Raw genomic sequence first — 25,949 nt, forward strand, 5'->3', positions numbered from 1 at the left:
AAGTTGCGTTATGATCCCGATATTAACGCAATCGAGTTGCAACAAGGTGCTCATCAAGCCTTTACTTTCTTGGTTCCAGCCGCTGGCTGCCTCGGCTTCGGCTTTGGCTGCTGCGGCGCAGTTGCGCGTGCCTGAGCCTGCACCGCCTGCAGCCCCGCCTTATGCCGCTGGGGCCGGTGCGGGAGCGGGTGCGTTTGTTGCCGCGCCCGACAGCCAGCCGGCAGCTGGGCTGGGGCTTAGGCTGCACAACCTCACGCTGGGCTACGAGCGCCATCCGGCGGTGCACCATTTGTCTCTGTTTTGCCCGGCGGGTTCCAAACTGGCTATCGTCGGCCCCAACGGCGCCGGCAAATCGACGCTGCTGCGGGCGCTGGCGGGCCAGTTGCGGCCGCTCACCGGGCGCATCGACGGCTTGGCTGGGCAGCGCGTGGCGTATCTGCCGCAGACGCCGCAGATCGACCGCAGCTTTCCGGTCACGGTGCTGGATATGGTGCAGTACGGCCTGTGGCACCAGAGCGGCGCCCTCGGGCGCTGGAGCGCGGCGCAGCGCCAGCGCTGCCTCGAGGCCTTGGCCAGCGTCGGCCTGCAGGGCTTTGAGCGCCGCACCATCGACACCTTGTCGGGCGGGCAGTTTCAGCGCGCCTTGTTTGCGCGTCTGATCTTGCAAGACGCCGACCTGCTGCTGCTCGACGAGCCCTTTGCCGCCGTCGATGAGGGCACCACGCTCGACTTGCTTCAGTTGCTCGAGCGCTGGAGCGCCGCTGGCAAGACCGTGCTGGTGGTGCTGCACGACCTGAGCTTGGTGCGCCGGCACTTTGCGCACACCCTGCTGCTGGCGCGTGAACCCATCGCTTTTGGTGCCACCGCCGCCGTGCTCACGCCCGCCAACCTGCGCCGCGCCATGAATATGCGCGAAGCCTTCGACGAGGGCGCGCCCTGGTGCGAAGCCGAGGCGGAGCCGGCGGTGCATGGGCACCATGTGCACGAACACGCGCACGAACACGCGCACGGTGACAGCCACCGCCACGAAGAGCACGGCTCCGGCCATAGCGCCCAACCGTCCCGGCCCCAGGTTCAGGCAGCGCCCGCACGCGCAGCCGGGGTGCTCTGATGGCCGCGCTGGCCTGGCTTGAACCCTTGTGGGCGTTTAGCTTCATGCAGCGCGCGCTGCTGGGTTGCGTGCTGCTGAGCCTGAGCGCGGCCCCGGTGGGCGTGTTCCTGATGCTGCGCCGCATGAGCCTGACCGGCGACGCCATGGCGCACGCCATTTTGCCGGGCGCGGCGGTGGGCTTTTTGATCTCGGGCCTGTCGCTGGGGGCGATGACGCTGGGCGGCATCGTGGCCGGGCTGGTGGTGGCGGTGGCTTCGGGCCTGGTGGCGCGCAGCACGGTGCTGCGCGAAGACACCTCGCTGGCAGCCTTTTACCTGCTCTCGCTGGCGCTGGGGGTGTTGATCATCTCGACCTACGGCAGCCAAGTCGATCTGTTGCACGTGCTGTTTGGCACCGTGCTGGCGCTCGACGACGCCGCGCTGGCGCTGCTGCTGGGCATAGCGCTGATCACGCTGCTGGCCATGCGCCTGCTCTACCGCGCGCTGGTGCTGGAATGCCTAGACCCCGATTTTTTGCGCGCCCACAGCCCGCGCTGGAGCGCGCTGGCGCACTACGGTTTTTTGGTGCTGGTGGTGATCAATCTGGTGGCCGGCTTCCATGCCCTAGGCACGCTGATGGCGGTGGCGATCATGGTCTTGCCCGCAGCGGCGGCGCGGTTCTGGGTGCGCCGCATCGGATCGCTGCTCTGGCTCGCGCCGGCGCTGGCGCTGGTGTGCTGCGTGGCCGGTTTGCTGCTCTCGTACCACGCCGACTGGCCGACCAGCCCGGCCATCGTGATCGCGTTGGGCGCGCTGTGGCTGCTGTCGATGATTTTGGGCCGCTTTGGGGTTTGGCGGCAGCGCTCGGTGTCTGCAGTGCATTTGAAAGGGTAATCGCATGAAACGACGGATTTTTGGCCAAGGCCTGGTGGCGGGTTTGGGTTTGGCGGGGGTGGGTGGCGCGGCTTGGGCCACCGCCACACCCGCCGCGCTGCCAGTGGTGGCAAGTTTTAGCATTTTGGGTGATTTGGTGCAGCAGGTCGGGGGCGAGCGGGTGCAGCTCACGCAGCTCATCGGGCCCGACAGCGACGCGCACGTGTTCCAGCCACGGCCAGCGCAGGCGCGCTTGGTGGGGCAGGCGCGGCTGGTGTTTTCCAACGGGCTGGGCTTCGAGGGCTGGATGCCGCGCCTGCTGCAAAGCGCCAACTTCCGTGGCCAGCACGTGGTGCTCAGCCGTGGCATCGAGCCGCTGCGCAACCCCGGCCACGGCCACCGCCATGCCCACGGGCACGGGCACGGGCACGACCACGGCGAGCACGACCCGCACGCTTGGCAGAACGTGGCCCACGTGCGCGTCTACGTGCGCAACATCGCCGACGCTTTGTGCGCTGCCGACGCCGCCGGCTGCGACTTCTACCGCCAGCGCGCGCAGGCCTACGACGCCGTGCTGGCCCAACTCGACGCCGAGATCCGCGCCGCTTGGGCCCCTATCGAGGTGGCGCAGCGGCGCGTGATCGTCGCCCACGACGCCTTTGCCTACTACGGCCAGGCCTACAACGTGCGCTTCATGGCGGCGCGCGGGGTGATCGCCGACAGCGAACCGACGGCGCGCGGCATCGCCCGGCTGGTGCAGCAGATCCGCGAAGAGCGGATTCGGGCCTTGTTTGTCGAAAACGTGACCGACCCGCGCCTGATCGAGCAGATCGGGCGTGAAACCGGTCTGCGCCCGGCCGGGCGGCTGTACTCCGACGCGCTCTCGGCCCCCGGCGGCACGGCCCCGACCTACGTCGAGATGTTGCGCCACAACACCCAAGCGCTCACCCGCGCTGTGGCGGGCATTTAAGCGCCAGCTTGCACCCAGCGTGCCATCATCAGGCACAATCTAGCCATGCAGGCGCCCCCTTTGGGCGCGGCTTGGCTTGGCTTGGAATGCGATTGGATTGTCACTGCTTTTGTGGAGCGCGCCCCTCTGTAGGTGATGTGGGTGTTGCGGGCCCTGCCAGGGCGTTTACAGCGCGCCGCCTCAGTGCGGGCGCGCTGGCCGGCTTGGCGCTGTGGGCCCTTAGCGGCTGCGCCGCTTTGCCTGCCGTCCCAGAACCCGCAGCTGCGGCCAGCGCGGTGCTGGCGCAGCCGCTGGCGCCCCAATGGCGCAGCCCCTGGCCTGAGGCTGGCGCCGAAGTCACACCTGGCGCGGCGCCAAGCCCGGCTGCAAAGCCAGCGTCTCCCGCCGCCGCCCCCCCAGCCACCGACCTGGCGCAGTGGTGGCTGGCCTTTGACGACCCGCACCTGAGCCGCCTGATCGGGCAGGCCTTGCAGGCCCACACCAGCGTGCGCAGCGCGCAGGCGGCGCTGCAGCAGGCGCGTGCGCTCGATGCCGTCAGCGCCGCTGCGCAGGGGCCGCAGGTGCAGGCCACGGCCAGCAGCCAGCGCGCCCAGGTGGGATCGGCGTCGGCGGCCAGCGCTTGGCGCGCCGGGCTCGACGCCAGCTGGGAGCTGGACTGGTTTGGCCAGCGCCAGCAGGCCCGTGCGGCCACCGCGGCCGAGGCGCGCGCGGCGGCGGCCCAAGTGGCGCAGGCGCAGGTGAGCGTGGCAGCCGAAGTGGCGCTCACCTTTTTCGAGTGGCGCTTGCAGCAGCAGCGTTGGGCGGTGGCGCAGCGCCGCCTGGCCTTGCAAGAGGAGTTTGTGCAGATCGTGGGCTGGCGTTTGCAAGCTGGCCTGATGTCGAGCCAAGACCTCGAGCAAGCGCGCCTAAACCTGGCGCAGCTGCGCGCCACCCTGCCCGAGATCGAGGCCGCACAGGGGCAGGCAGAGGCCGCGCTGGCGCTGCTCACCGGGCGCAGCCCGCAAAGCGCGCTCGATCTGCCCGCCGCCGGCCCCATCCCCAGCCCCGGGCTGGAGCTGGCGCGCACCATCCCGGCCGACACCCTGCGCCAGCGCCCGGATGTGCAACGGGCCCAAGAGCGCCTGAGTTCAGCAGCGGCGCGCGTGGCCCAGGCCGACGCCGCGCGCCTGCCCACGCTGGCCCTGGTCGGCACGCTCGACTGGCGCAGCCCGCGGGTGAGCGATTTGTTCGACCCGGCCGCGCTCACCCGCACCCTGCTGCTGAGCCTGAGCGCCAGCCTGTTCGATGGCGGCGCGGCGCGGGCGCAGCTGCAAGCCCAACAAGCGGCGCTGGAGCAGTCGCGCCTCGAGCTCGAGGCGGCCGTGCTGACGGCGCTGCGCGAAGTCGAGCACGCCCTGCTGGCGCTGCAAGCCAGCGCCCAGCGCCTGCAGCACGAGCAGCAGGCCGCCGACGCTGCGGCCGCCACCGAAGCGCTGGCCCTGCTGCGCCTGACCAGCGGTCTGATCGACTACCGCATCTGGCTCGAGACGCGGCAAAACCTCTTGAGCGCCCAGTACGAGCTGTCGGCCGCCCGCGCCGCCTGGAGCGCCGACCACGTGCGCCTCTACAAAGCCCTGGGCGGCGGCTGGAGCGCCGACAAACCCCAAGCAGCACTGCCCGAGCCCCATGACCCCGCCTGAAACCACCCCCACACCCCCTGTGCCGCCTACGCCCCGCACCCCCAACCCGGCGCCAGCGGCCCAGCAACTGCTGCTCGGCCTGCCCCAAGCGCGGCGCTGGTGGCAGTCGCGCTGGCTCTGGCTGGGCCTGCTGTTGCTGGCCCTGGTGGCGCTGGCGCTGTGGTTTTGGAGCGCCGCGCAGCAGCGCCAGGCGGCACCGGTGTTCGTCACCGAGCCGCTGGCGCGTGGCAACCTGGTGCTCAACGTGACCGCCAATGGCACCTTGCAGCCGCTGCGCGCGGTCAACATCGGCAGCGAACTGTCGGGCACGGTGCGCGCCGTGCACGTCGATATCAACGACACCGTGCGCCGCGGGCAGGTGCTGGTCGAGCTCGACACCGAGCGCTTGCAAGACCAGGTGCGCCACGGCCGCGCCGCCGTGCTCGCTGCCCAAGCCCAAGTGGCCCAAGCCCAAGCCAGCGTGCGCGAAACCGAGGCCAGCGTGCGCGAGACCCAAGCGCAGCTGCAGCGGCTGCAAGAGGTGGCGCGCCTGTCCGGCGGCAAAGTGCCCTCGGCGGCCGAACTCGACACCGCGCGCGCCGCCTTTGAGCGCACCCAAGCCGTGCTCGAGCGCATGCGCGCCAACGTCAACAGCGCCCAGGCAGCGGTCGAGCAGGCGCAGGCCAACCTGTCCAGCCACGAGACCAACCTGAGCAAGGCTTCCATCCGCTCGCCGATCGACGGCGTGGTGCTGGCGCGCTCGGTCGATCCCGGCAACGCGGTGGCGGCGTCGCTGCAGGCCGTGACCCTGCTGCAACTGGCGCAAGATTTGCGCCAGCTCGAGCTGCAAGTGAGCGTCGATGAGGCCGACATCGGCGTGGTGCGTGCCGGCCAATCGGCCAGCTTCACCGTCAGCAGCCAACCGGGGCGGCGCTTTGCTGGCAGCGTCAGCCGGGTGGCTTTTGGCGCCACGCGCACCGACAACGTGGTCACCTACAGCACCACCATTCGGGTGGACAACGCCGATTTGAGCCTGCGCCCCGGCATGACGGCCACCGCCAGCATCGTCGCGGTCGAGCGCCAAGGCGTGTTGCGCGTGCCCAACGCCGCGCTGCGCTTCATGCCCACCGCTGCCACCACCGCACCCGCTGGCGGCGGCGTGTTGGCCAGCCTGTTGCCGCGCCTGCCGCAGCAGCCGCCGCGGGTGGCGCGCATGGACCCGCGCCCGGGCTTGCGCCAGCTCTGGGTGCTGCAAGACGGGCAGCCGGTGGCGCTGCAGGTGAGCACCGGCATCAGCGACGGGCGCCACACCGAAGTCTCGGGTGAGGGCGTGGTCGAGGGGCTGGCCGTGATCGTCGAGCAGCGCCGGGCGGGGCAGGCGCCGTGACTGCGCCCCTGATCCAGCTGCGCGGCGTGACCAAGGTCTATGGCCACGGCGCCACCGCCTTTGCCGCGCTCAAGGGCGTGGACTTGGAGATTGCCGCCGGGCAGTTCGTGGCCATCATGGGGCCCAGCGGCAGCGGCAAATCGACCGCCATGAACCTGCTGGGTTGCCTCGACCGGCCCACCAGCGGCGAGTACCGCTTTCGCGGCGTGCCGCTGCAGGGCCTCGAGCGCGACGCGCTGGCGCTGCTGCGGCGCCAGTATTTTGGCTTCGTGTTCCAAGGCTTTTATTTGCTGGCGCGCACCACGGCGCTGGAAAACGTCGAGCTGCCACTGATCTACCGCGGCCTGCCGGCGCGCCAGCGCCACGCCGCCGCCCGGGCCGCGCTCGAGGCCGTGGGCCTGGGGCCATGGGAGCGCCACACCCCGGCCGAGCTCTCCGGTGGGCAGCAGCAGCGGGTGGCGATCGCGCGCGCCATCGTCACCGAACCCCAGGTGCTGCTGGCCGACGAACCCACCGGCAACCTCGACAGCCAACGCGGGCACGAGATCATGGAGCTGATCCAAGGCCTGAACCGCAGCCGCGGCCTGACCGTGCTCATGGTCACGCACGAGCCCGACATCGCCGCCTACGCCAGCCGCCAGGTGCGCTTTGTCGATGGCTTGCTGGCCAGCGACAGCCTGAGCCCCCCGGCGGGCTTGGCACCAGCAGCAGCCATGCCAGCGCCGGCAGCCAGCGCGGTGCTGCACCCTGCGGAGGCCTGAGCCATGTATATCAACGCCTTGCTGCTGGCGCTGCGCTCGATCCGGCGCAACCTGCTGCGCTCGTTCCTGACCATGCTCGGCATCGTGATCGGGGTCGCGGCGGTGATCACCATGGTCACCGTCGGCAACGGCGCCACGCTGGCGATTCAGACCCAGATCCAGGGCTTGGGCACCAACTTGCTGCAGGTGCGGCCGGGCCAGCGCATGGGGCCCGGCGGCGGCCCCGGCGCAGCCCCGGCCTTTGTGGCCGCCGACGCGCAAGCCATTTTTGAGCAGGTGCCGGGCGTGCTGGCCACCGCCCCCGAAGCACGCACTGGGTCCACCGTGGTGGCCAGCGGGCGCAACTGGGGCACGACGGTGATCGGCAGCAGCAACGACTGGCTGCTCACCGGCAACTGGCGCCTTGCCGACGGCCGGCCTTTCACCGACGAGGAGCAGGTCGCCGGGGCGGCGGTGTGCCTGATCGGCGAGACCGTGCGGCGCGAGCTCTTTGGCCCCAGCCCAGCCGTGGGCGCGCTGCTGCGCGTGCGCCAGATGCCGTGCACCGTGGTCGGGGTGCTGGCGCCCAAGGGGCAGGGCGCCTTTGGGCAGGACCAAGACGACTTGGTCTATATGCCGCTCAACACCTTTCAGCGCCGCATCGTGGGCCACACCCGCATCGGCATTTTGCAGGTATCGATGCTCGACGGCATGGACGCCGCCGTGGTGCGCGCCGGCATCGTGCAGCTGCTGCGCGAGCGCCGCCACCTAGGCCCTACCGACGAAGACAACTTCAACGTGCTCGACACCCGGCAACTGGCCGAAGCGCTCTCGGGCACCACGCGCATCATGACGCTGCTGCTGGGCGCGGTGGCGGCAGTCAGCCTGGTGGTGGGGGGCATCGGCATCATGAACATCATGCTGGTGAGCGTGACCGAGCGCACGCGTGAGATCGGGCTGCGCCTGGCCATCGGCGCGCGCGAGCGCGAGGTGCTGTTGCAGTTTTTGATCGAGGCGGTGGTGCTGGCGGCCATCGGCGGGCTGATCGGCATGGCGCTGGCGCTGGGGGCCAGCGTGGGCTTGGCCGCGCTCATGGGCGTGCCGTTCGTGTTCGACCCCGGCATCAACGCCTTCGCCTTTGCCTTTTCGGCGGCCATCGGGGTGCTGTTTGGCTTCTTTCCGGCGCGGCGCGCAGCCCGGCTGAATCCGATCGAAGCCTTGCGGCATGAGTAGCCGCGCTTAAGCGGCCAGCCGCTTGCCCGGGCACAGGCGCCGTGGGCTGCGGGTTGAGCGCTAGCGTGGCGCGGTCGAGGGCGCGATTGAGGGCGCATCTACAAACGGGCCGCCGCGCAGCCGCATGCCAGCGCCGATGCCGCGTTCGGCAAACCAGCCCCGGTGCATCTCGAGCACGTAGCGCACCGGCTCGGCCGAGCAATGCGAGCGCTGCGACAGCGGCTCCATGTCGGCCAAGTTGACGATGCGGCCGTCGTCGGCCACAAAGGCCGCCGTTAAGGGCAGGAAGGTGTTTTTCATCCAAAAGCACTGGGTGGCGGGAGCGTCGAACACAAACCACATGCCTTCGTTGGCGGGCATGGTGCGGCGCCACATCAGGCCCAGGCTGAGCTGCTCGGGCGTGCGCGCCACCTGCGCCGTGATCAGGTGCAGGCCGGCTTGCAGCTGCACGCGCGGCAGATCGAGCTGCGGCTGACCGGCCTTGGCAGGGGCAACAGGCAGCAGAACGCTGGCCAGCAGCGCCAGCGTCGCCCACAGGGCGCCCGGGCGCAGCGCGGGCCGGGCGGCAAAACAAAGATATTTGCGGACATTCATGGGCGTGTCAGGTCGGTGCAGGGTTCGTTGCTACAATTTTGCCAACTATTTCCTTAGAGGGCACGCACCCGGGGCTTAGCAACCCAGTCGTCGCCTGTTTTTTTCCCATCCCGGAGTCATCGCTTCATGTACCAACACATCCAGGTGCCCGCCCAGGGTCAGCCCATCACGGTCAACGCCGACTACTCGCTCAACGTCCCCGACCAGGTCATCATCCCCTACATCGAAGGCGACGGCACCGGCTACGACATCACCCCGGTGATGCTCAAGGTGGTGGACGCCGCCGTGGCCAAAGCCTACGCCGGCCAGCGCCAAATCCACTGGATGGAAGTCTATGCCGGCGAGAAATCGACCCAAGTCTATGGCCCCGACGTCTGGCTGCCCGAAGAAACCCTGCACGCGCTCAAGCACTACGTGGTCTCGATCAAGGGCCCGCTGACCACGCCCGTGGGCGGCGGCATCCGCAGCCTCAACGTGGCGCTGCGCCAAGAGCTCGACCTCTACGTCTGCCTGCGCCCGGTGCAGTACTTCAAGGGCGTGCCCTCGCCGGTCAAAGAGCCCGAAAAAATCGACATGGTGATCTTCCGCGAGAACTCGGAAGACATCTACGCCGGCATCGAGTACGAGGCGCGTTCGGCCAAGGCGCAAAAACTCATCAAGTTCCTGCAAGACGAGCTGGGCGTGACCAAAATCCGCTTCCCTGAGAGCTCCGGCATCGGCATCAAACCGGTGAGCCAAGAAGGCACCGAGCGCCTGATGCGCAAGGCCATCCAGTACGCGATCGACAACGACAAGCCCAGCGTGACCATCGTGCACAAGGGCAACATCATGAAGTACACCGAAGGCGGTTTCCGCGACTGGAGCTACGGCTTGGCGCAGCGCGAGTTTGGCGCGCAACTGGTCGATGGCGGCCCGTGGTGCAAGTTCAAAAACCCCAAAACCGGGCGCGACATCGTCATCAAAGACAGCATCGCCGACGCCTTTTTACAGCAGATTTTGCTGCGTCCGGCTGAGTACTCGGTCATCGCCACGCTCAACCTCAACGGCGACTACATCTCGGATGCGCTCGCGGCCCAAGTGGGCGGCATCGGCATCGCGCCCGGCGCCAACCTGAGCGATTCGGTGGCCTGCTTCGAGGCCACGCACGGCACCGCGCCCAAGTACGCCGGCAAAGACTACGTCAACCCGGGCTCCGAAATCCTCTCGGCCGAGATGATGCTGCGCCACATGGGCTGGACCGAGGCCGCCGACCTGATCATCAGCTCGATGGAAAAAGCCATCCAGTCCAAGCGCGTGACCTACGACTTCGCGCGCCTGATGCAAGGCGCCGAGCAGGTGAGCTGCTCGGGCTTTGGCCAAGTGATGATCGAGCACATGTAATCTGCGGGCCCGCAGGCTGGCAACTCTCCCCCCGACCCGTGAGGGTGCGGGGGTTTTTTATTTGCGCCGCGCGCTCGCTAAAATCGGCCCCATGCCCAAGCAACCCGATCTGAGCCCGCAACTGCCCACCGGCGACCCGGTGGCGGTGTTGGAGCGCCGCCGCCAGCGCGTGCGCCCGCCCAAGCTGCACCAGGTGCTGCTGCTCAACGACGACTTCACGCCGATGGAGTTCGTGGTGCAGGTGTTGCAGGAGTTTTTCAACAAAGACCGCGAGCACGCGACGCAGATCATGCTCAAAATCCACCTCGAAGGGCGGGGGGTGTGCGGCGTGTTCACGCGCGACGTGGCCCAGACCAAGGTCGAACAGGTGCTGCAAGCCGCGGCGCACCACGGCCATCCGCTGCAATGTGTGAGTGAACCCATTGAATAAGGGCGGATTTGCCCCAATTGCTGCGCACAGATGCCGCAAATCGCAGTAAATTACAGGCTAGACTGAAGGAAACGCACCATGATCGCCCAGGAACTCGAAGTCAGCTTGCACATGGCCTTCGTGGAAGCGCGCCAGCAACGCCACGAATTCATCACCGTCGAGCACCTGCTGTTGGCCCTGCTCGACAACCCCAGCGCCGCCGACGTGCTGCGCGCCTGTTCGGCCAAAATTGATGAGTTGCGCAAGTCCTTGTCGCACTTCATCAAAGACAACACGCCCCAAGTGGCCGGGGCCGACGAGGTGGACACCCAGCCCACGTTGGGCTTCCAGCGCGTGATCCAGCGCGCCATCATGCACGTGCAGAGCACCGGCAACGGCAAGAAAGAAGTCACCGGCGCCAACGTGCTGGTGGCCATTTTTGGCGAGAAAGACTCGCACGCCGTTTACTACCTGCACCAGCAGGGCGTGAGCCGGCTCGATGTGGTCAACTACATCGCCCACGGCATCAAAAAGAGCGACCCGCCCGAGCCCGCCAAGCCCTCTGAGGGCGGTGGCGCCGCCGACAACGAGGAAGCCAGCGGCGAGAGCAAAGCCCCCGAAAAGGCCTCGCCGCTCGAGCAGTTCACGCAAAACCTCAACGTGCTGGCGCGCGACGGCAAGATCGACCCGCTCATCGGCCGCGACTACGAGGTCGAGCGCGTGATCCAGATTTTGTGCCGCCGGCGCAAAAACAACCCGCTGCTGGTGGGTGAGGCCGGCGTGGGCAAAACAGCGATCGCCGAGGGCTTGGCTTGGCGCATCGTGCAAAAAGAGGTGCCCGAGGTGCTGGCCGAAGCCACCGTCTATGCGCTCGACATGGGTTCGTTGCTGGCGGGCACCAAGTACCGCGGCGATTTCGAGCAGCGCCTCAAGGGCGTGCTCAAGTCGCTCAAAGACAAGCCCAACGCGATTTTGTTCATCGACGAGATCCACACCCTGATCGGGGCCGGCGCGGCTTCGGGCGGCACGCTCGACGCCTCCAACCTGCTCAAGCCGGCGCTCTCGAGCGGCGTGCTCAAGTGCATCGGCGCCACCACCTTCACCGAGTACCGCGGCATTTTCGAGAAAGACGCCGCGCTCAGCCGCCGCTTCCAGAAAATCGACGTGGTCGAGCCCACGGTGGCGCAGACCATCGACATCCTCAAGGGCCTCAAAAGCCGCTTCGAGGAACACCACAGCGTTAAGTATGCGGCGGCGGCGTTGCAGGCGGCGGCCGAGCTGTCGGCCAAGTACATCAACGACCGCCACCTGCCCGACAAAGCCATCGACGTCATCGACGAGGCCGGCGCGGCGCAGCGCATCCTCACCCCGTCCAAGCGCAAGAAAACCATCGGCAAGGCCGAGGTCGAAGAAATCGTTGCCAAGATCGCGCGCATTCCGCCCGCCAGCGTCAGCAGCGACGACCGCAGCAAGCTGCAAACCCTAGAGCGCGACCTCAAGGCGGTGGTGTTCGGGCAAGATAAGGCGCTCGAACTGCTGGCGGCCAGCGTGAAAATGGCGCGCTCGGGGCTGGGCAAGCCCGACAAGCCGATCGGCGCCTTTTTGTTCAGCGGCCCCACCGGCGTCGGCAAGACCGAGGCCGCCAAGCAACTGGCCTTCATCTTGGGCATCGAGCTGGCGCGCTTTGATATGTCCGAATACATGGAGCGCCACGCGGTGAGCCGCCTGATCGGCGCGCCGCCCGGCTACGTGGGCTTTGACCAAGGCGGCCTGCTCACCGAGGCCATCACCAAGAAACCGCACTGCGTGCTGCTGCTCGACGAGATCGAAAAAGCGCACCCCGACATTTTCAACGTGCTGCTGCAGGTGATGGACCACGGCTCTCTGACCGACAACAACGGGCGCAAGGCGGATTTTCGCAACGTGATCCTGATCATGACCACCAACGCCGGCGCCGAGACCATGAACAAGGCGGCCATCGGTTTCACCAACGTGCGCCAGGCCGGCGACGAAATGGCCGACATCAAGCGACTGTTCACACCCGAGTTTCGCAACCGGCTCGACGCCATCGTGGGCTTCAAGGCGCTCGATGAACTGGTCATCATGCGCGTGGTGGATAAATTCCTGCTGCAACTCGAGCAGCAGCTGGCCGAGAAAAAGGTCGAGGTCAGCTTCAGCGACGCCTTGCGCAAGCACTTGGCCGTCAAAGGCTTTGACCCGCTGATGGGCGCGCGCCCGATGCAGCGCCTGATCCAAGACACCATCCGGCGCTCGCTGGCCGACGAGCTGCTGTTTGGCCGCCTGACCGATGGCGGGCGGCTCGAGGTGGACATCGACACCAGCAACCCAGACAAGCCCGAAGTCAAGCTCGACATTCAGCCGTTGAGCAAAAAAGACCGCCAAGCCCGCGCCGAACCGGCCGAGCCCGAAGAGGCCACGGCCGACTGAAGACCGATGCAGGGCTGAGGGCTGAGGGCTGGTGCTCTGGGTTTTAGCCCAGCCGCCAGACCAGCACTTGGCCGCTGGTCACGGCGACCAGCGCTAGTCGCGTTTGCGCATCGAAGCCGATGTCGAGCACGCCCAAGCGCTCGGTGCGGTCGGTGAGCGAGCGCGGCAGTTGCCAACTCTGCCGCGCCTGCCCGCTGGCCACCGTCCACAGGGTGATCTGGCCGTTGGCGGCGGCGGTGAGCAGCAGCGCGCCGTCGGCCGAAAACCGCGCTTGGCTAAAACCCCCGCGCACCCCGCCCAAACTCGGGTGCAGGACCGTGCCCTGGGCCAAGTCCCAGATCCGCCCTTGGCCGTGCGCCGGGCCTGCAAACAGCAGCCGCCGGTCGGGCGAGAACACGGCGGTGGTCACCGGGGCCTCGAACTTCCAGGTGATGAAGGCCGCACCCCGCTCCAAGTCCCAGGCGCGCAACATGCCGTCGTCGGCGCCGGTGGCGCCCAAGGCCGCGTCGGCGCTGATGTCCACCGCGCGCACCGCCTCGGCGTGCGGAATGATCACCGGCAGGCGCACGTTGAGGCCGTCGAACAGCCAAGCTTCGCGCGAGTTCAGACCAGCCAGTATGCGCCGGCCTTGGTTGGAGAGCGCCACACTGCGCACGCTGGCCTGTGCGCTCCAGTGCCCAAGCACGCGGCCCGTGGCCAAATCCCAATGCACCAGGTTGTTGCGCTCGGCCGTTACGCCGCGCGTGCCGTCGGGGGCAAAGGCGCTGGCAAACACCTGCGCCCGCTCTTGCTCGGCGTGGCTCAGGTTAGCCAAGCGCTGCTGGGTGCGCCAGTTCCACAGCCCGGCGCCTTGCTGCACCGATCCAACCAAGGCCTGCTCGCCGTTGGGGCTCAGGCGCATCGACAGCACGCCGCCGCCGTAGCCCAGCGCCACGGTTTCGGCCGGCGGTTCGGCGCAGCCGCTCAGCGCCAGGCTGCCCAATGCGCCCACGCTGGCCAATGCGCCGCGCAGCATCTGCCTGCGGTTGGGGTTCGCTCGCGGGGGCTGCTCCGGGGCAGCAGGGTGCAATGGGGGTTTCATGTCAGGGCAGAGGGCAGCGGCGAGGGGCAGGGTGCAGCATAATCTTGCCAGCATAACGCATCGGGCTGTGGCGCAAAGCGCAGCCTGCCGCTTGGGCAGCACCTCATGAAGCCACACACCTTCCTCTGGCACGACTACGAAACCTTTGGCGCCAAGGCGCGGCTGGACCGGCCGGCGCAGTTTGGCGCCGTGCGCACCGACGCCGAGCTCAACCCCATCGGCGCGCCGCTGATGTTTTATTGCCGCCCGGCGCCCGATTATCTGCCCGACCCCGAGAGCTGCCTCATCACCGGCATCACGCCGCAGCAGTGCCTGCAACACGGCCTGCCCGAGCACGAGTTCGCCCAGCGCATCGAGGCCGAGCTGGGGCAGCCCGGCACCGTGGGCGTGGGCTTCAACTCGATCCGCTTCGACGACGAATTCACCCGCTTCATGCTCTGGCGCAACCTGCTCGACCCCTACGCGCGCGAGTGGAAAAACGGCTGCGGCCGCTGGGATCTGCTCGACGTGCTGCGCCTGTGCTACGCCCTGCGCCCCGAGGGCTTGCAGTGGCCGCTCAAGGCCGACGGCCGGCCCAGCTTCAAGCTCGAAGACCTAGCGCGTGCCAACGGCATCGAGCACGGGGCGGCGCACGATGCACTGTCGGACGTGCACGCCACGCTGGGCTTGGCGCGGCTGCTGCGCGAGCGCCAGCCGCGCTTGTTCGATTTTGCCTTTGGCCTGCACAAAAAAGAGCAGGTGGCGCACGAGCTGGGGCTGCCGACCACGCCGCAGCGGGCCCAGCCCTTTTTGCATGTGTCGGGGTTTTTCCCGCCCGAGCGCGGCTGCCTAGGGTTGATGTGGCCGCTGGCCAGCCACCCCAGCAACCGCAACGAACTGCTGGCCTGGGACTTGGCCCACGACCCCGCCGAGTTGGCCACGCTCAACGCCGCCGAGGTGCGCGCGCGGCTCTTTGTGCGCCAAGAGGAGCTGCCTGCGGGGGTCAAGCGCCTGCCGCTCAAGAGCGTGCACCTGAACAAATCGCCCATGGTGGTGGGAAACCTCAAAACCCTGCGCCCCGAGCTGGCGCAGCGCTGGGGCATCGATCTGGAGCAAGGGCTGCGCCACGCCGAGCGCGCCGCGCTGCTGCCCGATTTGAGCGCGCTCTGGAGCGCGGTCTATGAGCGCAACGGCGGCACCCAGGCTGCGCAGACGGCCGCGCAAGCCAGCGCCACCCAGTCCGACCCTGAGCAGGATTTGTACGGCGGCTTCGTGGGCGACGCCGACCGCCTGCGCCTGCTGGAGTTGCGCCAGCGCCCAGCCGACGACCCGGCGTGGACGCACACCCAGTTCGAGGACCCGCGCTTGAGCGAGCTGGTGTGGCGCTACCGGGCGCGCAGTTTCCCCGATCTGCTCAGTGCCGACGAGCAAGCGCGCTGGCGCGCCCACTGCCAGGCGCGGCTGCTGCATGGCCTAGGCGGGGCGCTGACGCTGGAGCGGCAGATGGCGCGCATCGACGAGCTGGCCGAGCAGGCCGGCGAGCGCGGCGACGAACGCGCCGAAGCCATTTTGGGCGAGCTGCACGACTACGCGCTTGGCCTAGCCGAAGGCGTGGCGTAGTTGGCATGAAAATGGATCAGTGATGCACAGAGCTTGACGCGAGGCGGTGTTCTATATAAACTATAGCAGTTCATTATATGGAACTGCACCATGGCAAGCAACACGGACAACACGGACAACTCGGATTTGGCACGCAACTTGCGCGCAGCCAGGGAGCGCCGGGGCTTGACCTTGACCGGTTTGGCGGAGCGCTCAGGCGTTGCCAAGTCCACTCTTTCTGGCCTTGAGTCAGCAGCAGGCAATCCTACAGTGGCCACGCTGTGGGCTATCGCCAATGCCCTTGAGGTTTCATTTGGGGAGTTGCTTGGAACGGTGGGTGCGACAGGTTTTGCGTCCACAACCGAGTTCGAAGCTGATGGGGTTGCTGTTCGATTTATTGAACAAAGTGAGTCGGCCCCAAGGTTGGAGTTGTACTGCGTAGAACTAAAGTTGGGCAGTTTACAAGAGTCGGCACCGCATCCCAAGGGAGTAAGGGAGCGTGTGACGGTGCTTGGCGGTGCCTTGCTGGTGGGCCCCGTGCAAAGCCCGGCCCTTGTTCGGGCCGGTCAAACCCACGAGTTTGCAGCCGACGTGCCGCATGTGTACAGAGCGGTTGAGGCGCAGACCAAAGCCATGGTGTTGATCGAGTACCCCAGCGGGCATGGCCTGGGCGATCAAGCCGAAATACACGTCCCATGGCCGACAACAGACAAGGGATGGGATGGATTGCGTTCGCTCGTGGACCGCCTCCTGATCGAAGTGTCAAACGGAGTGGGCGCGCGTGCGATCCGGTTTTTCGCCTGCGGGCAGGCAGCGCAGGCAGCGGTCAGCGAACTTTGCACGCGTTTGCCGGTGCTGCGCGACCCCACTTTTTGTTGGCCGTTATTCTGTTTTGCTGATGCCGATCAGCAAGGCCCGTTTCTGGTGTTGTTGCCGTTGCGCTTCACGGCTGCAGATTGGGCTGCCGAACCAGTGTCTTCTTGCTCGGTGACGGCGACCCTGAGGTCAGCACGTACCCTGTCCTGTCAGGCTCAGTGGCCCGGTTTGAAGTTGACGATGGCTCAGTTGACGGATGCCAGAGCTGCAGCAGCAGGCCGTTCATGGATACTGGGGCCGTTGGCTGCTGAAGTGCTGTTGCAGCGCGGTGCGCTGGTGCTTCCAGGACGGCTCGAGCGGGTGGCGAAAATAGTTGACCAGGTTCATGCTGGCAATGAATCCACATCTTTTTCCGAAAGAATAGACGTGGCTGGCTATGATGCATTCGAATTAATCCATCCGGCTTATGCTAGGCAAGCCGTTGCAGTCGCAGAAGATATTCAACGGTACGCACCAGATTTGGGCTTGAATGAGGTGATCGATGTCGGATCGGGCCCCGGAGCGCCCATTCTGATGCTGCATGAATTGTTGCCCGACCTGCACTTTGTCGCGTTAGAGCCCGATCCCATGGCTTTTATTTGTCTGCAGCGCAATATCTGTGGGCTAGAGGCCGTGCGGGCGCAGCAGACCGGATTCCTCGAGTTTGACAGCAAAGACAACGCAACGCCGTTGATTACGTCAACCGGTGCCTCGCACCATTTTAACACTGCCTTTATGTTGCAACAGGCTGTGCGGCTGCTGCAGCCAGGTGGGCTATTGATCGTGGCCGACGAATTCATCCCTGAGTTTGACTCGGCGCAAGCGCGCAGTCTGGCTTTACTCCAGCACCACGCTGCCTACATCCTGTGGGCCATGGCTTGGATCGAAAAATGTCAGGAATTCACAGACCTGGGTCGAGCCGGGGGGGCGTATTTTGCCTTGCGCCAGGCACTTGCTTTGGCGCTCGTTGATATCGAGTCGGGTCACGCAGTGGCAGCCATTAACCGCTGCCGGGAGATTTTTGCGCAAATCAAGCATGCCGGATTGGGTCAGTTTGATGGGAGTCAGATAGACGCTTATATCAATTTTTTCTGGTTGGAATTGCAAGCTATGGTGGCTGGTTTTGATTACGAAGTCGAGCGCAAAACACACCCGCGACGCTTCGTCGAATTGGCTGCTCTGGCCGGCCTAGAACTGGTGCGCAAGCGCAGAATATTTGCGACCAGTGGATCGGATGAATGGGGCGGTGGGACCTATGTGTTTACCCTTCGAAAACCGATGTTTCGCTAGCGGGGGGGTGGCATGCAGCAGATAGTCAAAGGTTTGACGGACAGTCTTTCGATTGGTGCCGCTTATCTCCCGATTGCTTTTTCATTTGGCCTGGCTGCGCTCGAGGCTGGGTTTTCGCCCGCTGCTGCGGTGTTGCTGTCGGCGCTGGTGTTTGCCGGTGCCAGCCAGTTTGTGATGCTTGCTTTGATGGCCACTGGCACCGGTATGATGGCTGTGGTGGTTACCGTGTTGCTGATGAATGTGCGTCATCTTTTCTACGGCCCCGCCCTGTTGGCCAAACTCGGGTCTGGCCGGCCCAGTTGGCCTACACCGTTGCTGGCCTTTGGGCTCACCGATGAAGTGTTTGCCACCGCCTCTGGCAAGCTGGGGCAAATCCCGCTGGCCGATCGCGAAGGCTGGTATGTTGGATTGCAGGTGGGGGCTTACTCGATTTGGGTCTTGGGTACGGCATTGGGCGCCATGTTCGGTCGGCAACTGAGCGCGCAATCAGCTTTTTGGAGCGATGCCATGTCATTTGTATTGCCGGCGCTGTTTTTGGCCTTGTTGCTTGAAATTGCTGCGCAGACCCGGTGGCTGGTGCTTTTGGGGGCGGCCCTCACGACGACGGCGGCACTGCCATTTATGCCGGCTTATCTGGCGCTGCTACTGGGCATGGTCGCGGGCGCTGCGCTGGGTTACCGACGGGGGGTGTCATGACTTTGATCGAAGCGTTCACGGTGCTGGCGGCTGCACTGGTGACTTTTTTATTGCGCTGGCTGCCGATGCTGGTCTGGCGCAACGCAGCGTCGGCGCCGACCACGGGAGTAAAGTCGATACTCAATGGCATCGGTCCGGCAGCCATTTGCGCTATGCTGGTGCTTGCTTTGGGATCGTTGCTGGAGTTGGAATGGCAACTTAACGCGTGGTTGCCAGCGCTGATCGGTGTATTGGCCGTGTTTGCTGCCAAGTGGCGGCTGGGCGGGATCGCTTGGCCGACTCTGTTCGGTGCCTTGGCTTACGGTCTTTCGATGTATCTGTTCTGAGTTGCTCTGCTCAGGCATGGCCATGCTGCCAAGCCTCATGGCGTCGGTGCAGCGCGCCAGCTGGGCCCAGGGAAGTACAATCGAGGGTTTTTCCCTTGCGCCTGAGCGACGTGCGTGGGCACGCGTGGCGAACCGATCAACCAACTGCGAGGCATCTGACACCCATGGCAGGGCATTCCAAATGGGCCAACATCCAGCACCGCAAGGGGCGTCAGGATGAAAAACGCGGCCGGGTCTGGACCCGCGTGATCCGCGAAATCATGGTGGCGGCGCGTCAAGGCGGCGGCGGCGACGCGGCGGCCAACCCGCGCCTGCGGCTGGCGATCGACAAGGCCAAGGCGGCCAATATGCCGGCCGACACCATCAAGCGCAACATAGACAAGGCCACGGGCAACCTCGAAGGCGTGCAGTACGAGGAGATCCGTTACGAGGGCTACGGCATCGCCGGTGCGGCCGTGATCGTCGAAACCATGACCGACAACCGCGTGCGCACGGTGGCCGAAGTGCGCCACGCCTTCAGCAAGCACGGCGGCAACCTGGGCACCGAGGGCTCGGTGGCGTTCCAGTTCAAGCACTGCGGTCAGTTCATCTTCGCCCCCGGCGTGCCCGAAGAGCGGCTGTTCGAGGTGGCGCTGGAAGCCGGGGCCGAAGACGTGCTCGGCAGCGACGACGGCGCCTTCGAGGTGCTCACGGCGGTGGCCGATTTCGAGGCCGTGCAGCAGGCGCTGCAAGGCGCGGGCCTGCGCCCCGAGCTGGCCGAAGTGACGCTGCGCGCCGACAACCCGGTGGCCTTGAGCGGCGACGAGGCGCTGCGCATGCAAAAACTGCTCGACGCCCTAGAAGACCTCGACGACGTGCAAAACGTCTATCACAACGCAGAACTCAACCCATGAACGCAGAACTCAAGGTGCTGGTGGTCGGCGGTGGCGGGCGCGAACACGCGCTGGCCTGGAAGCTCAAGCAGTCGCCGCGCGTGGCGCAGGTTTATGTGGCGCCGGGCAACGGCGGCACCGCGCTCGACCCAGCGCTGCAAAACGTGCCGATCAGCGACCCGACCGAGCTCGCGCGCTGGGCGCAGCAGCAGGGCATCGCCCTGACCGTGGTCGGCCCCGAGGGGCCGCTGGCGGCGGGCATCGTCGATGTCTTTCGCGCCCAGGGCTTGCGCATCTTTGGCCCCACGCAGGCGGCGGCACAGCTCGAGAGCTCCAAGGCCTTTTCCAAGGCCTTCATGCAGCGCCACGGCATCCCGACAGCGGCCTACCAAGTCTTTGCCGAAGCACCCGCCGCCCACGCCTACGTGGAGCAAATGGGCGCGCCGATCGTGGTCAAGGCCGATGGCTTGGCCGCTGGCAAGGGCGTGGTGGTGGCGCAAACGCTGGCCGAGGCGCACGCCGCCATCGATTTCATGCTGCAAGGCCAAGCGCCGGGGCTGGCCCACAACGCCGGCGGGGCGCGGGTGGTGATCGAAGCCTTTTTGCAGGGCGAAGAAGCCAGCTTCATCGTGCTCTGCGACGGCGTGCAAGCGCTGGCGCTGGCCAGCAGCCAAGACCACAAGCGCCTGCTCGACGCCGACCAAGGCCCCAACACCGGCGGCATGGGGGCCTATTCGCCGGCCCCGGTGGTCACGCCCGAGGTGCACCAGCGCGCGCTCGACGAGGTGATTTTGCCGACGCTGCGCGGCATGGCCGCCGACGGCATTCCCTACACCGGCTTCCTCTACGCCGGGCTGATGATCGGCCCCGACGGCAGCGTGCGCACGCTCGAGTTCAACTGCCGCTTGGGCGACCCCGAAACGCAACCGATCCTGCTGCGCCTGCAAAGCGATCTGGCCGCGGTGTTGCTGGCGGCCACCGAGCAGCGCCTGCACGAGATCGAGCTGCAATGGGATGAGCGCGTGGCGCTGGGCGTGGTGCTGGCCGCGCACGGCTACCCCCAGCAGCCGCGCACGGGCGACGCCATCGCACTCACCGCCCCTGATAGCCCAGATGCCGTGCTGTTTCACGCCGGTACCGTGCAGCGCGACGGCCAGCTCTATACCACCGGCGGGCGCGTGCTGTGCGCCACCGCCCTTGGCGCCGACGTGGCGCAAGCGCAACGCCGCGCCTACCAACTGGTGCAGGGCGTACACTACCCTGGCATGCAATACCGACACGACATCGGCTTTAGGGCCTTGCCCGCATGAGTGGCGCGCCCACGGCCGCCATGCGCGACTACCTGCTGGGCTTGCAGCAGCGCATCACCTCGGCCATCACCGAGATCGACGGCCAGAGCTTTGTCTCCGACGCTTGGGAAAAGGCCCCCGGTGAGCCCTTGCAAGGCAATGGCGTGACGCAGATTCTGGAGGGCGGCGCGGTGTTCGAGCGCGCCGGTTGCGGTTTTTCGCACGTGCAGGGCCCACGCCTGCCGCCTTCGGCCACCCAGCACCGGCCCGAGCTGGCTGGGGCGCCGTTCGAGGCGCTCGGGGTCTCGCTGGTGTTTCATCCGCGCAACCCCTACGTGCCCACGGTGCACATGAACGTGCGCCAGATCACCGCACTCACCCCGGGTGGCGGCGCGCCGGTGAGCTGGTTTGGCGGCGGCATGGACCTCACGCCCTATTACGGTTTCGAGGAAGACGCGCAGCACTTTCACCGCACCTGCTCCGCCGCCTTGGCCCCCTTTGGCGCCGACAAATACCCGCGCTTCAAAGCCTGGTGCGACGATTATTTTTTTCTCAAGCACCGCAACGAAGCGCGCGGCATCGGCGGCATCTTCTACGACGACCTGTCCGAACTCGGCTTCGAGGGCGGGCAGGCGCTCACCCAAGCGGTGGGCGACGCCTTTTTGCACGCCTACCTGCCGCTGGTGCAGCGGCGCCGCGACACGCCCTACGGCGAGCGCGAGCGCCAGTTTCAGCTCTACCGGCGCGGCCGCTACGTCGAATTCAACCTGGTGTGGGACCGGGGCACCCACTTTGGCCTGCAATCGGGCGGGCGCAGCGAATCCATTTTGCTCTCGATGCCGCCGCTGGTGCGCTGGGCTTACCAGGAACAACCGGCGGAGGGCACGCCCGAACACCGGCTGACGAGCGAGTTTTTGCCGCGGCGAGACTGGCTGTGAGCGCCACCCCCGCGGCCGCGCAGCGCATCGGCGTGTTTGGCGGCGCCTTCGATCCGCCGCACTGGGCGCACCGGGCGCTGGCCGAGACGGCGCTGGCGCAACTGGCGCTCGACGCGCTGCTGATTTTGCCCACTGGCCACGCCTGGCACAAAAGCCGCGCACTCACGCCCGCGCCGCACCGGCTGGCGATGTGCAGGCTGGCCTTTGATGGGCTAGAGCGCGTGCACATCGACGCGCGCGAAACCCGCCGCCCCGGCCCCAGCTACACCGCCGACACCTTGCAGGAGCTGGCCGCCGAACACCCGGGGGCGCAGCTGTTTCTGGTGCTGGGGGCCGACCAGCTGCTCGCTTTCCAGAGCTGGCAGCGCTGGCAGGAGGTGCTGCGCCACGCCACGCTGGCGGTGGCCAATCGGCCCCTGCACGCCGACGGCAGGGTGGCCGACGGGCCGGTGGCCGAGCCCGACCTGAGCGGCGTCGATCTGCCGTTCGAGCGCCTGCACATGCCGTTGCACCCGATCAGCGCCACGGCGGTGCGCGCGCGCGTGCAGCGCTCGGGGGGCACGGGTGGCTTGAGTGGCGCTGGCGCTTCCCCAAGTGGCCAAGGCGGCAAGGGCGGCCAAGGCGACCAGGGCGACCAGGGCGACCAGGGCGAATCCACCTGCACCACAGACCAGGCCCCCCCCGGCCCCTTGCACCCGCCCCACCAGGCGGCACCCGCGCTCGAGCTGCTGGTGCCGGCCGCCGTGGCGCGGTATATTTCTGATCATCACCTTTACCTACAGCCATAAATGAGCAGCCCAACCCGCAGCGCACCCAGCCCCCAGCCCACTGGCCCCAAAAGCCTCGGCCCCTTGGCGGCTGCAGCCGCTTCCCCCAACCCGGCCGCCTTGGGCGCCCCGGCCGCCAGCCCGCAAAGCGAGACCGCGGCCAAGCGCACCACCCAAAAGCTGCAGCGCGCCGCCGTCGATGGCCTAGAGGACGTGAAGGCGCAAGACATCCGGGTGTTCAACACCGAGGCGTTGTCGGCGCTGTTCGAGCGCGTGATCGTGGCCAGCGGCACCTCCAACCGGCAGACCAAGGCGCTGGCGGCCAGCGTCTGCGACGCCGTGCGTGAGGCCGGCTTTGACAAGCCGCGCGTGGAAGGCGAAGAAAACGGCGAGTGGATCGTCGTGGACTGCGGCGCGGTGGTGGTGCACGTGATGCAGCCCAGCATCCGCCAGTACTACCGGCTGGAAGAAATCTGGGGCAGCAAGCCGGTGCGCCTAAAGTTTGGCGCCCCGGCGCCGGCGGCCCGACCCGCTGCCATGGCGGATTCCAAGGCCTCAAAGGCCCCGAAGGCCAAGCCCGCCAAGCCCAAAGCCACCGATAAGTCCAAAGCCAAGCCCAGCGCGAGCGATGCGGCTGCCGCCAAGCCTGCCAAAGCGGCCAAGCCGCGCAAGCCCGCCCAGCCCAAGGCATGAAGCTGGTGCTCGTCGCCGTCGGGCAGCGCCTGCCCGATTGGGCGCAAGCCGCCTGCGACGATTTTGCCAAGCGGCTGCCGCCCGAGGCGCGCTTCGAGCTGCGCACGGTCAAGGCCGAGCCACGCGGCCACAAGGCGGTCGAGCAGCTGCTGGCGGCCGAGCGCACACGCATCGAAGCGGCGCTGCCCAAAGGGGTGCGGCTGGTGCTGCTCGACGAGCGCGGCAGCGCCTTCACCACCGTCGCGCTGGCGCGCCAGTGGCAGCAGTGGCAGCAGCAGGGCACCGACGTGGCGCTGCTCATGGGCGGCCCAGATGGGCTAGACCCGGCTTTGAAGGCCGCTGCGCACCAAAGCCTGCGCCTGTCCGATTTCACCCTGCCGCACGCGCTGGCGCGGGTGCTGCTGATCGAACAACTGTACCGGGCCTGGTCGCTTAACGCCGGGCACCCCTACCACCGCGAGTAAACGCCGATGCCCGACCACGCTGCCGCCCCCTGGCTGTATCTGGCTTCGCAAAGCCCGCGCCGGCGCGAGCTCCTGGCGCAATGGGGCTGGCGCGCCGAGCTGCTGCTGCCCGACACCGAAGCAGAACTGCACGCCCTCGAGGCCCTAGAGGCCGTGCAACCGCACGAGGCACCGGCGCGCTACGTGCAGCGCGTGACCCGGCTCAAGCTGCAAGCGGCGCTGCAGCGGCTGCAGCACCGGTGCTGGCCGCCGGGGCCGGTGTTGTGCGCCGACACCACGGTCGCCCTTGGGCGCGAGATCTTGGGCAAACCCGCCGACGCTGCCGAGGCCGCGCAGATGCTGCAGCGCCTAGCCGGGCAGCGCCACCGGGTGCTCACCGCCGTGGCGCTGGCGCACCAAGGCCAAGTCTGGCAGGGACTGAGCCGCTCCACGGTCGAGTTCGCGCCTTGGAGCGCAGCCGAGATCGGGCGCTACGTCGCCAGCGGCGAGCCGCTGGGCAAGGCCGGGGCCTACGCCATCCAAGGCCGCGCCAGCCAGTGGATTCGGCGCATCAGCGGCAGCCACAGCGGCATCGTCGGCCTGCCAGCCTTTGAGACGGCGCAACTGCTGCGCGCCGCCGGTCTGGCGCTGCCCTAGGCCGCCGCCAGCCTCTGCAGCGGCACTAAACTGTTGCCAGCCCTGCCAATCCCCAGCCATCCAACCCCCTCCCACCATTTCCCCCAAGGCCCCATGACCCAAGACATCCTCATCAACTGGTCGCCGCAAGAGACGCGGGTGGCGGTGGTCGAGCACGGCGCGGTGCAAGAGGTGCACATCGAGCGCGCCCTCGAACGCGGCCTGGTGGGCAACGTCTATCTGGGCAAGGTGGCGCGCGTGCTGCCAGGCATGCAGTCGGCCTTCATCGACATCGGGCTTGAGCGCGCCGCTTTTTTGCACGTGGCCGACCTGCTGCCCAACATCAGCGCCCGCCATCTGGGCAAAGAGCGCCCGGCCGCGCCAGCTGCTGCTGCCGCGCCAGCGGTGCCAACCGCGGAGGCCACACCAGCCACGCTAGGCACACCAGAGGCCGCAGAGCAAGCCGCAGCGCCCACCGAGGCCAGCGGCGCCTTGCCCATCGAGCGCCAGCTGTTCGAGGGCCAGGCGCTGCTGGTGCAGGTGCTCAAAGACCCGATCGGCTCCAAGGGCGCGCGCCTGACGGCGCAGATCAGCATCGCCGGCCGCCAGCTGGTGTTTTTGCCGCAGGATCAGCATCTGGGTGTGTCGCAAAAAATCCCGCCCGCGCAGCGCGAGGCTCTGCGCCAGCGCCTGCAAGCGCTCACGGCGGGCGAGGGCGGCGGCTTCATTCTGCGCACCAACGCCGAAGACGCCAGCGACGAGGAACTGGCCGAAGACGTGGCCTACCTGCGCAAAATCTGGGCCCACATCAAGGCGGCGGCGGCGCGCTTGCCCGCCCCCAGCCTGTTGCAGCAGGATTTGAGCCTGTTGCAGCGCGTGCTGCGCGACCTCGCCAGCGCCGAGACGCAATCGATCCAAGTCGATTCGTTGGAGCAGTTTGCCCAGTTGCAGCAGTTTGCCCGCGCCTACATGCCCGCCATGCTCGAGCGCATCGGCCACTACCGCGGCGAGCGCCCGATTTTTGATCTGTACCAGATCGACGAAGAAATCGCGCGCGCGCTCGGGCGCCGGGTCGAGCTCAAATCGGGCGGCTACCTGGTGATCGACCAGACCGAGGCGCTGACCACGATCGACGTCAACACCGGCGGTTTTGTCGGGGCGCGCAACTTCGACGACACCGTTTTTCGCACCAACCTCGAGGCGACGCAAGCGATTGCGCGCCAGTTGCGGCTGCGCAACCTAGGCGGGATCGTGATCGTCGATTTCATCGACATGCTGCGCGAGGCGCACCGCGAGGCGGTGTTGGCCGAGCTGCGCAAGCAACTGGCGCGCGACCGCGTCAAGACCAGCACCGGCGCGTTTTCGCAGCTCGGGCTGCTCGAGATGACGCGCAAGCGCAACCGCGAGTCGCTGGCGCAGATGCTGAGCGAAAGCTGCCCGACTTGCGGCGGCAGCGGGCGCGTCAAAACCGCACGCAGCGTCTGCTACGACATCCTGCGCGAAATTTTGCGCGAGGCGCGCGCCTTCAGTCCGCGCGAGTTTCGCATCGTCGCGGCGGCGCCGGTGATCGAGCTCTTGCTCGACGAAGAAAGCGCGCACCTAGCGGGCTTGAGCGAGTTCATCGGCAAGCCGATTTCGCTGCAAAGCGAGGCCGCGCTGCGCCCCGACCAGTACGATATCGTGCTGTTGTAGCGCCTTTGGGTG

At 67.1% G+C, this 25,949-nt stretch carries 24 protein-coding genes; 22 read left to right on the forward strand and 2 right to left on the reverse strand.

The window, feature by feature from the left end; genetic code table 11:
• Positions 1–10: 10 nt before the first annotated feature.
• From ACVMK0_RS03085 to ACVMK0_RS03115, 7 genes are all read left to right on the forward strand, one after another.
• A complete protein-coding gene (locus tag ACVMK0_RS03085; protein WP_476464260.1) occupies positions 11–1,111 on the forward strand; it encodes a metal ABC transporter ATP-binding protein in 1,101 nt (366 codons plus the stop codon).
• Positions 1,111–1,983 (forward strand): metal ABC transporter permease, encoded by an 873-nt coding sequence (locus ACVMK0_RS03090; RefSeq protein WP_045534911.1) that lies wholly within the window; start codon positions 1,111–1,113, stop codon positions 1,981–1,983. Before ACVMK0_RS03085 ends, ACVMK0_RS03090 begins: the two co-directional genes overlap by 1 nt.
• 4 nt (positions 1,984–1,987) lie before the next feature.
• A complete protein-coding gene (locus tag ACVMK0_RS03095) occupies positions 1,988–2,932 on the forward strand; it encodes a metal ABC transporter solute-binding protein, Zn/Mn family (protein ID WP_476464261.1) in 945 nt (314 codons plus the stop codon).
• 236 nt (positions 2,933–3,168) lie between these two features.
• On the forward strand, positions 3,169–4,611 hold the full coding sequence (locus tag ACVMK0_RS03100) for an efflux transporter outer membrane subunit (protein WP_476464262.1): 1,443 nt from the start codon (positions 3,169–3,171) through the stop codon (positions 4,609–4,611).
• The gene (locus tag ACVMK0_RS03105) at positions 4,598–5,977 is read left to right on the forward strand and encodes an efflux RND transporter periplasmic adaptor subunit (RefSeq protein ID WP_476464263.1); all 1,380 of its coding nucleotides are present in this window, start codon (positions 4,598–4,600) and stop codon (positions 5,975–5,977) included. The genes ACVMK0_RS03100 and ACVMK0_RS03105 overlap by 14 nt, the downstream gene beginning before the upstream one ends.
• A complete protein-coding gene (locus tag ACVMK0_RS03110; protein ID WP_476464264.1) occupies positions 5,974–6,738 on the forward strand; it encodes an ABC transporter ATP-binding protein in 765 nt (254 codons plus the stop codon). The genes ACVMK0_RS03105 and ACVMK0_RS03110 overlap by 4 nt, the downstream gene beginning before the upstream one ends.
• 3 nt (positions 6,739–6,741) lie before the next feature.
• On the forward strand, positions 6,742–7,950 hold the full coding sequence (locus ACVMK0_RS03115) for an ABC transporter permease (RefSeq protein ID WP_476464265.1): 1,209 nt from the start codon (positions 6,742–6,744) through the stop codon (positions 7,948–7,950).
• 60 nt (positions 7,951–8,010) lie between these two features.
• Here the strand turns inward: ACVMK0_RS03115 and ACVMK0_RS03120 are convergent, their stop codons facing one another.
• Positions 8,011–8,544 (reverse strand): DUF192 domain-containing protein, encoded by a 534-nt coding sequence (locus tag ACVMK0_RS03120; protein WP_476464266.1) that lies wholly within the window; start codon positions 8,542–8,544, stop codon positions 8,011–8,013.
• Between the two features lie 126 nt (positions 8,545–8,670).
• On the opposite strand from ACVMK0_RS03120, the gene icd reads away from it, so the two are divergent.
• The 3 genes from icd to clpA all read left to right on the forward strand — a co-directional run bounded on the left by icd (position 8,671) and on the right by clpA (position 12,781).
• Complete coding sequence (gene icd, locus ACVMK0_RS03125) at positions 8,671–9,924, forward strand: NADP-dependent isocitrate dehydrogenase (protein ID WP_476464267.1); 1,254 nt, start codon at positions 8,671–8,673, stop codon at positions 9,922–9,924.
• A gap of 91 nt (positions 9,925–10,015) precedes the next feature.
• Positions 10,016–10,354 (forward strand): ATP-dependent Clp protease adapter ClpS, encoded by a 339-nt coding sequence (clpS, locus tag ACVMK0_RS03130; RefSeq protein WP_045534922.1) that lies wholly within the window; start codon positions 10,016–10,018, stop codon positions 10,352–10,354.
• 78 nt (positions 10,355–10,432) lie between these two features.
• On the forward strand, positions 10,433–12,781 hold the full coding sequence (gene clpA, locus ACVMK0_RS03135; protein ID WP_045534924.1) for an ATP-dependent Clp protease ATP-binding subunit ClpA: 2,349 nt from the start codon (positions 10,433–10,435) through the stop codon (positions 12,779–12,781).
• Positions 12,782–12,824: 43 nt separating this feature from the next.
• Here the strand turns inward: clpA and ACVMK0_RS03140 are convergent, their stop codons facing one another.
• Positions 12,825–13,796: a WD40 repeat domain-containing protein gene (locus tag ACVMK0_RS03140; protein WP_476464268.1), complete on the reverse strand. Its 972-nt coding sequence runs from the start codon at positions 13,794–13,796 to the stop codon at positions 12,825–12,827.
• A gap of 171 nt (positions 13,797–13,967) precedes the next feature.
• On the opposite strand from ACVMK0_RS03140, the gene sbcB reads away from it, so the two are divergent.
• The 12 genes from sbcB (at position 13,968) to ACVMK0_RS03200 (ending at position 25,937) form a co-directional block, all read left to right on the forward strand.
• Positions 13,968–15,461, forward strand: a complete 1,494-nt coding sequence (gene sbcB, locus ACVMK0_RS03145) for an exodeoxyribonuclease I (RefSeq protein WP_476464269.1) — start codon at positions 13,968–13,970, stop codon at positions 15,459–15,461.
• Between the two features lie 90 nt (positions 15,462–15,551).
• A complete protein-coding gene (locus ACVMK0_RS03150; protein ID WP_476464270.1) occupies positions 15,552–17,585 on the forward strand; it encodes a helix-turn-helix domain-containing protein in 2,034 nt (677 codons plus the stop codon).
• Between the two features lie 12 nt (positions 17,586–17,597).
• Positions 17,598–18,281: an AzlC family ABC transporter permease gene (locus ACVMK0_RS03155; RefSeq protein ID WP_045531114.1), complete on the forward strand. Its 684-nt coding sequence runs from the start codon at positions 17,598–17,600 to the stop codon at positions 18,279–18,281.
• Entirely contained in the window at positions 18,278–18,607 is a 330-nt protein-coding gene (locus tag ACVMK0_RS03160; RefSeq protein ID WP_476464271.1) for an AzlD domain-containing protein, read from the forward strand. Before ACVMK0_RS03155 ends, ACVMK0_RS03160 begins: the two co-directional genes overlap by 4 nt.
• 164 nt (positions 18,608–18,771) lie before the next feature.
• A complete protein-coding gene (locus tag ACVMK0_RS03165) occupies positions 18,772–19,500 on the forward strand; it encodes a YebC/PmpR family DNA-binding transcriptional regulator (protein WP_045534935.1) in 729 nt (242 codons plus the stop codon).
• Entirely contained in the window at positions 19,497–20,789 is a 1,293-nt protein-coding gene (gene purD, locus ACVMK0_RS03170) for a phosphoribosylamine--glycine ligase (RefSeq protein ID WP_250961144.1), read from the forward strand. Before ACVMK0_RS03165 ends, purD begins: the two co-directional genes overlap by 4 nt.
• Entirely contained in the window at positions 20,786–21,706 is a 921-nt protein-coding gene (hemF, locus tag ACVMK0_RS03175; RefSeq protein WP_250961145.1) for an oxygen-dependent coproporphyrinogen oxidase, read from the forward strand. Before purD ends, hemF begins: the two co-directional genes overlap by 4 nt.
• Complete coding sequence (nadD, locus tag ACVMK0_RS03180) at positions 21,703–22,494, forward strand: nicotinate (nicotinamide) nucleotide adenylyltransferase (protein WP_476464272.1); 792 nt, start codon at positions 21,703–21,705, stop codon at positions 22,492–22,494. The genes hemF and nadD overlap by 4 nt, the downstream gene beginning before the upstream one ends.
• On the forward strand, positions 22,495–23,166 hold the full coding sequence (gene rsfS, locus ACVMK0_RS03185) for a ribosome silencing factor (RefSeq protein ID WP_476464273.1): 672 nt from the start codon (positions 22,495–22,497) through the stop codon (positions 23,164–23,166). It abuts the gene before it with no gap.
• Positions 23,163–23,630 (forward strand): 23S rRNA (pseudouridine(1915)-N(3))-methyltransferase RlmH, encoded by a 468-nt coding sequence (gene rlmH / locus ACVMK0_RS03190; RefSeq protein WP_476464274.1) that lies wholly within the window; start codon positions 23,163–23,165, stop codon positions 23,628–23,630. The genes rsfS and rlmH overlap by 4 nt, the downstream gene beginning before the upstream one ends.
• 6 nt (positions 23,631–23,636) lie before the next feature.
• Positions 23,637–24,266, forward strand: a complete 630-nt coding sequence (locus ACVMK0_RS03195; protein WP_476464275.1) for a Maf family protein — start codon at positions 23,637–23,639, stop codon at positions 24,264–24,266.
• Between the two features lie 93 nt (positions 24,267–24,359).
• Positions 24,360–25,937, forward strand: a complete 1,578-nt coding sequence (locus tag ACVMK0_RS03200) for an Rne/Rng family ribonuclease (RefSeq protein WP_476464276.1) — start codon at positions 24,360–24,362, stop codon at positions 25,935–25,937.
• Positions 25,938–25,949: the final 12 nt, after the last annotated feature.

This window comes from Serpentinimonas sp. SSL01, from assembly GCF_056323735.1.

Bases quoted from the DNA above. Each gene is read 5' to 3' on its own strand.
- clpA (WP_045534924.1), top strand. From the start codon at position 10,433: ATGATCGCCCAGGAACTCGAAGTCAGCTTGCACATGGCCTTCGTGGAA.
- ACVMK0_RS03105 (WP_476464263.1), top strand. From the start codon at position 4,598: ATGACCCCGCCTGAAACCACCCCCACACCCCCTGTGCCGCCTACGCCC.
- hemF (WP_250961145.1), top strand. From the start codon at position 20,786: ATGAGTGGCGCGCCCACGGCCGCCATGCGCGACTACCTGCTGGGCTTG.
- ACVMK0_RS03165 (WP_045534935.1), top strand. From the start codon at position 18,772: ATGGCAGGGCATTCCAAATGGGCCAACATCCAGCACCGCAAGGGGCGT.
- ACVMK0_RS03115 (WP_476464265.1), top strand. From the start codon at position 6,742: ATGTATATCAACGCCTTGCTGCTGGCGCTGCGCTCGATCCGGCGCAAC.
- rlmH (WP_476464274.1), top strand. From the start codon at position 23,163: ATGAAGCTGGTGCTCGTCGCCGTCGGGCAGCGCCTGCCCGATTGGGCG.
- sbcB (WP_476464269.1), top strand. From the start codon at position 13,968: ATGAAGCCACACACCTTCCTCTGGCACGACTACGAAACCTTTGGCGCC.
- ACVMK0_RS03095 (WP_476464261.1), top strand. From the start codon at position 1,988: ATGAAACGACGGATTTTTGGCCAAGGCCTGGTGGCGGGTTTGGGTTTG.
- icd (WP_476464267.1), top strand. From the start codon at position 8,671: ATGTACCAACACATCCAGGTGCCCGCCCAGGGTCAGCCCATCACGGTC.
- ACVMK0_RS03085 (WP_476464260.1), top strand. From the start codon at position 11: ATGATCCCGATATTAACGCAATCGAGTTGCAACAAGGTGCTCATCAAG.
- ACVMK0_RS03200 (WP_476464276.1), top strand. From the start codon at position 24,360: ATGACCCAAGACATCCTCATCAACTGGTCGCCGCAAGAGACGCGGGTG.
- purD (WP_250961144.1), top strand. From the start codon at position 19,497: ATGAACGCAGAACTCAAGGTGCTGGTGGTCGGCGGTGGCGGGCGCGAA.
- ACVMK0_RS03160 (WP_476464271.1), top strand. From the start codon at position 18,278: ATGACTTTGATCGAAGCGTTCACGGTGCTGGCGGCTGCACTGGTGACT.
- ACVMK0_RS03140 (WP_476464268.1), bottom strand. From the start codon at position 13,796: ATGCTGCGCGGCGCATTGGCCAGCGTGGGCGCATTGGGCAGCCTGGCG.
- ACVMK0_RS03195 (WP_476464275.1), top strand. From the start codon at position 23,637: ATGCCCGACCACGCTGCCGCCCCCTGGCTGTATCTGGCTTCGCAAAGC.
- ACVMK0_RS03120 (WP_476464266.1), bottom strand. From the start codon at position 8,544: ATGAATGTCCGCAAATATCTTTGTTTTGCCGCCCGGCCCGCGCTGCGC.
- ACVMK0_RS03090 (WP_045534911.1), top strand. From the start codon at position 1,111: ATGGCCGCGCTGGCCTGGCTTGAACCCTTGTGGGCGTTTAGCTTCATG.
- rsfS (WP_476464273.1), top strand. From the start codon at position 22,495: ATGAGCAGCCCAACCCGCAGCGCACCCAGCCCCCAGCCCACTGGCCCC.
- ACVMK0_RS03155 (WP_045531114.1), top strand. From the start codon at position 17,598: ATGCAGCAGATAGTCAAAGGTTTGACGGACAGTCTTTCGATTGGTGCC.
- clpS (WP_045534922.1), top strand. From the start codon at position 10,016: ATGCCCAAGCAACCCGATCTGAGCCCGCAACTGCCCACCGGCGACCCG.
- ACVMK0_RS03150 (WP_476464270.1), top strand. From the start codon at position 15,552: ATGGCAAGCAACACGGACAACACGGACAACTCGGATTTGGCACGCAAC.